Source organism: Methylomagnum sp. (assembly GCF_054333355.1).
On record NZ_JBTEKS010000176.1, the window covers coordinates 1 to 8808 of the forward strand.

Here is an 8808-nt window from a genome sequence, read left to right on the forward strand (position 1 = left end):
GCCCGCGCCCCCCGGAAGAAAGCCCCGCGCCCCGCCCGTCCCGACACCCTTCCCGTCGGGCGCGTCAAGGGCAGCATCCGCTGGAAGCTCCTGTCCACCATGATGGGCCTCATCGTGGGCTTGGTCGTCACCCTGACGGCCATTGAATTGATGCTGCAACAGCGCTTCCTAGAGTCCGAACTGGATAAGCGCGTCACCCTGATGCGGGAAAACCTGATGGAGCGCAGCCGGACCCTCGTCAACGTGCTGCAACCCCAGGTGGAGAACGACATCGCCTCGTTCAACTTCTCGCGCATCGCCGAGGTGCTGGACAAGGCCATCACCGAATCGAATCTGCTGGACTACGCCATCCTCATGAATCCCGAGGGCACGGTGTTCTCCCGTTCCGAGCAGCCCGAGGCCCGCCAAGCCTACCTGCATGGCGAGGCCGACCAATTCGCCCTGGCCCAGACCCAGCCCGTCACCCAGGAATATCCCCGGCTCAACGCCATCGAATTCATCCTGCCCATCCAGTTCGGCGCCAAGCAATGGGGCGTGTTGCGGCTGGGCTTCACCACCCACGAGTTGCGGCGGGAAATCGCCCGCTTCGAAGCCGACGTTAATCTCCAGACCCGCAACATGATCCTGACCACCGCCGCCATCGCCGGGGTGTTCATCCTGCTTGGCTCCGGCGTGGTGCTGCTCATCGCCACCACGCTGTCGCGCCCACTGACCCGCCTGACGGTCTCGGTGCGGGAATTGGCGCGGGGCGATTTCGATGGCGCGGCGCGGCTCTTGGAATCGTCCGCCGATGGCAAGACCAAGAACGGCTTCAAGGCCGACGGCGAAATCGGTCTACTGGCCCGCTCGTTCGTGGAAATGTCGGGGGAAATCCGCCACTCCCACCAGCGGCTTGAGGAGTACAACCGCACCCTGGAAGAAAAGGTCAAGGCCCGCACCCTGGAACTGGAACACGCCTACGAGAAGCTCAAGGAGCTGGACCAGATGAAGACCAACTTCCTGTCCACGGTTTCCCACGAGCTGCGCACCCCGCTCACCTCGGTGCTGGGTTTCGCCCGCATCATCCAGAAGCGCTTCGAAAGCGTCCTGCTGCCGCCCCTGTCGGAACTGACCGACAAGAAGGTGGAACGGGCCGTCAAGCAGGTGATGGAGAACACCAAGATCATCGTCGAGGAGGGCGAGCGGCTGACCACGCTCATCAACGACGTGCTGGACCTCGCCAAGATGGAGGCCGGGCGCACCGATTGGAATATGCAGCCCTTGCGCATCGAGGACGTGGTGGAGCGGGCCATGACCGCGACGTCCTCACTGGTGGCCCACAAGTCGGTGGAACTGCGCAAAGCACTGGCGGGCGACCTGCCCGAAGTCGAGGGCGACCGGGACCGGCTGATTCAGGTGGTCATCAACCTCATCTCCAACGCGGTCAAATTCACCGACCAGGGCAGCGTCACCCTGAAAACCGAGCGGCGCGGCCAGGACATCGTGGTGTCCGTCACCGACACCGGCTGCGGCATCAAGCCGGAGGATCAGCCCTTGGTGTTCGAGAAGTTCAAGCAGGTGGGCGACACCCTCACCGACAAGCCCAAGGGCACCGGCCTGGGATTGCCCATCTGCAAGGAGATCGTCGAGCATCACGGCGGGCGGGTGTGGGTGGAAAGCGAAATCGGCGTGGGCAGTCGCTTCTTGTTTTCCCTGCCCCTGCCCCCCGACAGCGCCGCCAGCTTGGCGACCACCCAGGAAGGCTACGAAATTGATTTCGTGCGGCGGACCACAGGCGCTGACTTGGAGCGCCGCCTGCGCGCCCGCATCGAGCGCCACGCCCTCGGCGGTCAATCCATGGCGCCCCGCCATCTCATCGTGATCGACGACGACCCCAACATCCGCCAACTGCTGCGCCAGGAATTGGCCGGGGAAGGCTTCAAAATCAGCGAGGCCGACAGCGGCGTGCAGGGACTCGAACTGGTGGACGCCGATCCGCCGGATTTGGTCATCCTCGACGTGCGGATGCCCCACCTCACCGGCTTCGCCGTCGCCGCCAAGCTGCGGGCCGACCCCGTCACCCTGGACCTGCCCATCGTGCTACACACCGTGGCCGAGGACCGCAAATTCAGCGAGCGGCTGGGCATTGATTGCTACCTGACCAAGCCGGTCGAGGCGACGGCGCTGGTGGAAAAAGTGCGTGTCCTCTTGACCCCCGCCGCCCCGGAAAAGGTCAGGCGCGTGCTGTTGCTGGACGGGAGCGAAGCGCGGCGGCGCGTCTTGGCGGACTTGCTGACCCAGGCTGGTCATCAGGTGCGGGACGCCGCCGACGGCGAGGCGGGCGTGGCGATGGCGGGCGGCTTCAACCCGCATTTGGTGGTGGCCGAGGCCGGGCTGGCGGAACGCTGCCGGATCGTGTCGCGCCTGCGGATTGACCAGGGCATGGACCGACTGTTTTTCACCTTGCTGGACGGAGACGCGGCATGAGCCAAGACATCAAACTCAAACGGCTGTGCCAGAAAGGTCCGGCGTCGGCCTTGATCCGGCGCATGGTGGCCGATTGGAACGAAGCCTTGTTCGTCCTCGACGCCGAGGGCGGGAAGGTGTTCGGCGAACCCGGCGAAAACTCGAATTCCGACGCGGAGCGCCATCCCATCGAATTGGCAGGCCAGCCGCCGCTAGGCTGGGTGGGTGGCGGGCCGCACGCGCCGATTCTGGCCGGGCTGCTGGCCTATATCGGGCAAAAGGAACTGGAAAGCAAATCGCTGGCTCAGGAAACCCTGGGCAAGTACAAGGAACTGACCCTGCTCTATGAATTGGGCGAGAAAATCACCGCCTGCCTGGATATTCCGGCCCTGGCCCAACTGACCCTGACCGAAGCCCGCCGCCTGCTGCCCAGTGGCAAGACCTTGCAAATCGGCCTGCTGCTGGCGGACGACACCCCGGATGGGCTGGCGGTGTGCGCGGGCGAGGGCGGCTTGTTCCCGGTCGGCCAGCGCTTCGAGCCGCTGGACGGCATCACCGGGCAGGTGTTGGACGCGGGTAATGCGGAGATCGTCAACGACGTGGCCGGGGACGCCCGCTATCAAGCCAGGCCGGGTTGCTTGGCGGGCGTGCGAGCGCTGCTTTGCTTGCCGTTGCGGACCAATGACCGGACCTTCGGCCTGTTGGTGGTCGCCACCCCGGACCCCGTCAGCTTCCAGGCCGCTGACTTGAAGGTGTTGAACGTGCTGGCCTCCCAGGCCGCGATGGCGCTGGGCCGGGTCCAGCTCATCATGGAGCGGGTCGAGCAGGAGCGCTTGCAGGAATCCCTCAAGCTGTCCCGCAGCATTCAGATGGGCATGTTGTCCACGGATTTCCCCCGTTTCGCCCAGGGTGGCCCGGTGGATTTGTACGCCTTCATGGAGCCGGCGCGGGAAGTGGGCGGCGATTTATACGACTTCTTTTACCTGGACGAACACACCCTGTTGATCGCCATTGGCGATGTGTCCGACAAGGGCGTGCCCGCCGCGTTGTTCATGGTGATGGTCAAGACCCTGCTGCGGGTCATCGCCCAACAGACGCGGGAGCCGCGCCGCATCCTCGACGCCCTGAACCCGGAGCTGTGCCGCGACAATCATTCGGCGATGTTCGTGACCCTGTTCCTCGCCACCCTGGACATCAGGACCGGCCAGCTCATCTTTGGCTTTGGCGGGCACAATCCGCCCGTGTTGCTGCGGCGGGATGGGTCGGTGGCGTTTCTGGTGGGCGAGAACGGCGTGGCGCTGGGGATCATCGAGGGCTTGCCCTACAGCGAGCAAGCGGTGACGCTGGCGCCGGGCGACGGCCTGCTGCTGTACACCGACGGCGTGACCGAGGCCATGAGTCCCCAGCAGGAGATATTCACCGAGGACAAGCTGAGCCACTATTTGGCCGGAAGGTCCGACTTGGACGCTCAGGCGTTGGTGGAAACGGTGCTTGAGGCGGTGCGGACCCACGCCCAGGGGGCCGAGCAATCCGATGACATCACGATGCTGGGGCTGCGGCTCGGATCGCCTTCGAATCTTTGAAGGCTGTGGGAGCGGGCTTCAGCCCGCGATGGCCGGGCCTGATCGTGGGCTGAAAGCCCACTCCCACCGAGATACATGCTAATCATCCAATTCGATGCCCAACACGCTGACCGCGCTGGCCATGATTTCGTCGGGGTTGAAGGGTTTGGTGAGATAGCGGTCGGCGCCCATTTCCTTGCCCTTTTCCTTGTCGTACTCCTGGCCCTTCGCGGTCAGGATGATGATGTAGATGTCCGTCATGTTCCATTCCCCCTTGACGGTTTTGCACACGTCGAAGCCGTTCATTTTCGGCATCATCACGTCGAGGAACACCAAATCGGGCTTTTCCTCCTGAATGAGTTCCAGCGCTTTTTCGCCATTCTCGGCGCTGAAGAATTCCACGTCGTAATCCTCCAGTTCCTCCAAGGTTTGTTCGAGTAGCAGGCGGATGTGGGGTTCGTCGTCCACGATGAGGATTTTTTTGCTCATGGCTGAATTCGTGCTGTCTGGGTGGAGGAGGCACCGATTATAGCTTGCCGCGCCGAAGCTAGGGCTGCCTCCGCCGGTTCAGGCCAGGGCAATCGCGCCATGTGATTTTCTCCCTCTCCCACCGGGAGAGGGGACAAAAACCCCATAGCGCAATTGCCCTGCGGTCCAGGCCCACATCCATTGAGTTTTAGCCGCTCACCAATGATGGTCGTCTGTTCATCATTACCCCTCGACCACGCTGGGACGGGGGTATCAAAACATCGCGCTATTTTCCATTTCATACATCGGGGCGAGCGGCTCGGTGCCTAACGAAAAACGGTATGAAATGGTTTTCAATGGTTCGGTTTATTGAATCTAACCCCGCGCCATAATTGATATGTGGTCATTTGCCATACCGCTTGCGGAATCGCCCGATGAGCGGCGCAGAATACGCGGATATTTCAGCGCGGTTCTTTGATGAGATAATGATAATGGCCCTCCCGACATAATTACCCCGCCGCGTTGAGTTTTCCAACCGGGGGATATTCAATCGTCAAGCCCAAAACAAGCCGGATTTCCATCCCGGCCACCGCGCTATTTCCAGCCCCAAACTTATTAGGAGATTCAATGTCTTCGGACGCCCACCCCAAACTTGGCCGCAACGATCCCTGTTCCTGCGGCAGCGGTAAAAAATACAAAGCCTGTTGCGCCGCGACGGAAGCCAAATTCCAGGCCCGCCAGACGCCCAATTCCGCCGAGTGGCTGACGCGGGCGCGGCAATCCGTGGCGGCGGGCCGGATCGGCGACGCCGAATTCTGGTTCCGCCAAGTGCTGACGGCCAAGCCCAACGAGGCCGAAGCCTTGGCGGGCGTGGGGCAGGCGCTGTGCTGGCGACGCAAGCGGCGGGAGGGGCGGGACTATCTCCGCCAAGCCGCCAAGCAGTTGGAACGGCAGGGACTCAAGAACCGCGACCCCGGCGCCTTGCTCCAGCTTTCCGGCCAATTGCAGCACTGGGGCGATATGGAGATGGCCCTGAAGCTGGCCCGGCTCGGGACGCGGCTGGCACCCGGATCGGCGGTGGCCCAGAACAATCTGGCGTTGTGCCTGTCCCGCGTGAATCGGGTCGAGGAAGCCTTGCCGCCCGCGCTGAAAGCTTGCGAGTTGCTGCCCGGCCATCCCGGCTGCCAAATCCTGGTGGCCTTGCTGCACAAGGAGCGGGACCGACTGGCCGAAGCCCGCGAACGGCTGGAACGAGTGGCGATGGAAAGCCGGGACCCGGAGCAAACCGCCCGCGCCTGGCTGGAACTGGGCGTGGTGCTGGACAAGCAGGGCGAGTACGACGCCGCGTTCGAGGCGTTCAGCCGCGCCGGGGAAATTCATCGCGGCCTGCCCGCCGCCGGGGCCACCGACCGGAACCGGGTGTTCGACACCCTGGCCCGCAATCGGGCGGGCTTCGACCGGGAATTGCTGAATCGCTGGACCCCTGTGGATTTCGCCGATGGCTTGCCGACGCCCGCCTTCCTGTTCGGCTTCCTGCGTTCCGGCACCACCCTGGCGGAGCAGGTGCTAGGCAGCCATCCGGGGGTGGTGGCTTCTGACGAGAACGATTTCATCTTCGAGCTTACCCTGGAACTGGCCCGGATCAGCGGCGTCGCGGACGACATCCCGGCGGCGCTGCGCAAGATCGGCTTGGAGGAAGCCCGCCAGCTCAGGGCGTTCTATTGGCGACGGGTGGCAGAGGAATATGGCCGCGAAGCCTTGCGGAAGCGCTTCGTCGACAAGCTCTCGCTGAACAGCATCGACGCCGGATTCATCGCCACCCTGTTCCCCGAGGCGAAGATACTGTTCGCCCTGCGCGACCCCCGCGACGTGACCCTGAGCTGTTTCCAGCAGGCGTTCGGCCTGTCCCCGGCCACGGTGAACCTGCTGTCCTGGGAGGGCATCGCCCGCCAATACGGGGCGGTGATGGGTTTATGGCTGTGCTTGCGGGGATTGATCGCGCCCGCTTGGCTGGAGTTGCGCTACGAGGACACGGTGGGGGATTTCGAGAACACCTTCCGGCGGGTGTTCGAGTTGCTGGGTGTGGAATGGCGGGCGGAGGTGTTGGCCTTCCACGAGCGGGCGCGGGGCCGCTACATTTCCACCCCCAGTTTCGCGGCGGTCAGCCAGCCCTTGTATAAAACCGCCGTGGCCCGCTGGCGACGCTATGAGCGGCACTTCGAGCCGGTGCTGCCGATCCTGGCGCCGTACATCGCGGCGTTCGGGTACGACGGCTCGTGATGGGTCTCGGAGGCCGCGCTCCCGTAGGTCGGGCATGTGTTCTCATATCCGACCTGCGGATCGCGGTCAGGTCTATGGTTTGGTCCAGTGGCGGGTCCGCGAATCCCATTATGTTTGCGCGATAAGCCCGGAATCCCATAAAAACCGTAGCACCTTCAACATAGCCTGGGCCACTTCACGCCCCTCCCCGTGGTGGCCTTGGCCGAGTCTGGCAATTCCAACCCTTGGGACGACCGGGCTTAAGTTCTGAAAAAGAAGAACCATAAGAGGAAGGCAATGATTCCGGGCACTCCGAGCATCCATAGGATGAGGGGAGGAAGAATGCGTCCTTCCATGGCGCGGTTGGATTGGGCGAACATCGAGCTTAACGGTTTGGATTTCATAAGAGTTTCCTTTCAATCTTAGATATACCGGAAAGGTCTGAATTTGGGCCGAGAAATCCCTGTTGCAATTTAAGGCAGCCATTGGGCACTTATTTCGGCTGTACTGTGGAAATTCCTTAAATGACCGCCCCTGGCCAAAGATTTCTCTTCAACCCTGCTGGGAATCCCTTCATTGGTTAGACAAGCCGTGCCCGTATTTTGCAGGGGAACCCAGCCCCGATAGGCCGGGCATGAGCGCCCGCCGACCCGCATCGGATTCGCCAAACCTTCGGCTCGAACCCCGCGCCGTGACGGATCGTCACCGTATTCCCCCCTGGTCCAGCACGAACATGCCCTGCCGGTGGGCGTGGCGGACCGCGTTGTCGGGTACCACCATCGCCGCCGCCGGGTCATGACATGAGCGCGGGTCGGCGCTACTTCATATCCATTGAGGATGTGCGTGGTTTCGCATATCGACGCGGCATTGGCAGCCGCAAGCCACTGTAATTCAAATGGTTTTAATTGGCACGGAAGTTGGATGTCCACGGCGTCCATCAGTGTTGACTGATATGTTCGCCGCCACACCCGTCGCGAACCGGGGCCGGAAAGCCACGGGGCTTGGAGGACGCCAAGTTGGCCGGGTTGCATATCGGAAGGGGAAAAGCGTGACGGCGTATCGCCATCGCGCAGAATTTCAGGCAAGGAAGCGCTTCACTAGGCCACTAATCGCTTAATTTTAAGGTTGTTCAATATGATTAAAACCAGACTGGCCCAGGCCATCACCATGGCCGCACTCTCCGCAGGGGTGGTTTCCACCGTTTCGGCGCACACCATGTACAACACCGCCATCCGAACCGGCGCCAACCGTGCCACCGGCACCGACGGCTGGGTTTATGGCTCCACGGACAACGGCGCGAGCATGAACTGGAATTATCCGACCGCCGTGGATGGCTGGGTCGGCACCGGCACTGGCGTCTCGACCAGCCTGCCGTTCGGCTACACCGGCAAGGCCCACCTCAACTGGGCGGCGGAGGCCCACGGCCCGGCGGCTTCGCTGGAAATCTCCAAGGCCGACGCCCTGACGAATTATGGCTCGTTCATCACCGACGCGGAAATCGACACCGGCGCGAGCGCTTGGCAGGACGCGGGCGTGGACGCCAGCGGCGTTCCAACAGCCAATGGCCCGACCGGCTGGAAGCACCAGACCGACATCGGCCTCTTCATGTCCGAGGAAACCGCGATGGTCACCCTGAATCCGTCCGTGGTCACCGGCACCGGCTACGATATTCAGAACTTCGGCATCACCATCTTCACCGGCTCGGACACCAACACGGGTTCCTATTCCCACCATGGCTCGTGGAACTGCCCCGGCTGCCTGAGCGGCGGCTTGCCGGCCCCGAAGCCCTATGACGCCAACAATCCGTTCGGCACGGTCGGCCTGACCTACCTTAAACACAGCGGCACTGTTGACGCAGTGAACGGCCTGTCCTTCGTGGCCCAGGCGAATCAGGTCTATTCCATCTACATCGGCGGCGCGGGGGTTGGCCGCTGGAACACAAACGTCGCCGACTACAGCCTATCCATCACCACCGCCCCGGTGCCGGTGCCCGCCGCGATCTGGCTGTTCGGCAGCGCTCTGGCGGGGATGGGCGTGATCGGGCGGCGCAAGAACCAAGGCGAGACCACCGCCT

General features: G+C 62.9%; 5 protein-coding genes and 1 riboswitch. Of the genes, 4 read left to right on the plus strand and 1 reads right to left on the minus strand.

Features of this window, described 5'->3' with window-relative positions; translation table 11 throughout:
- Together ACXWUF_RS13660 and ACXWUF_RS13665 are read left to right on the plus strand one after the other, a co-directional pair.
- A partial coding sequence (locus ACXWUF_RS13660; protein ID WP_458495218.1) for an ATP-binding protein occupies positions 1-2466 on the plus strand: 2466 nt, incomplete at its 5' end.
- A complete protein-coding gene (locus ACXWUF_RS13665; protein ID WP_458495219.1) occupies positions 2463-4028 on the plus strand; it encodes a PP2C family protein-serine/threonine phosphatase in 1566 nt (521 codons plus the stop codon). The genes ACXWUF_RS13660 and ACXWUF_RS13665, both read left to right, overlap by 4 nt.
- A 78-nt stretch (positions 4029-4106) precedes the next feature.
- On the opposite strand, the gene ACXWUF_RS13670 is transcribed toward ACXWUF_RS13665, so the two are convergent.
- On the minus strand, positions 4107-4496 hold the full coding sequence (locus tag ACXWUF_RS13670; protein WP_458495220.1) for a response regulator transcription factor: 390 nt from the start codon (positions 4494-4496) through the stop codon (positions 4107-4109).
- 606 nt (positions 4497-5102) lie between these two features.
- Here ACXWUF_RS13670 and ACXWUF_RS13675 point away from each other — a divergent pair.
- Positions 5103-6755, plus strand: coding sequence for a sulfotransferase (locus tag ACXWUF_RS13675; protein ID WP_458495221.1), 1653 nt, complete (start codon positions 5103-5105; stop codon positions 6753-6755).
- Between the two features lie 930 nt (positions 6756-7685).
- Positions 7686-7767: riboswitch (cyclic di-GMP riboswitch) on the plus strand.
- 101 nt (positions 7768-7868) lie between these two features.
- Positions 7869-8808: VPLPA-CTERM sorting domain-containing protein (locus ACXWUF_RS13680; RefSeq protein ID WP_458495222.1), on the plus strand; the 940-nt coding region annotated here is incomplete at its 3' end.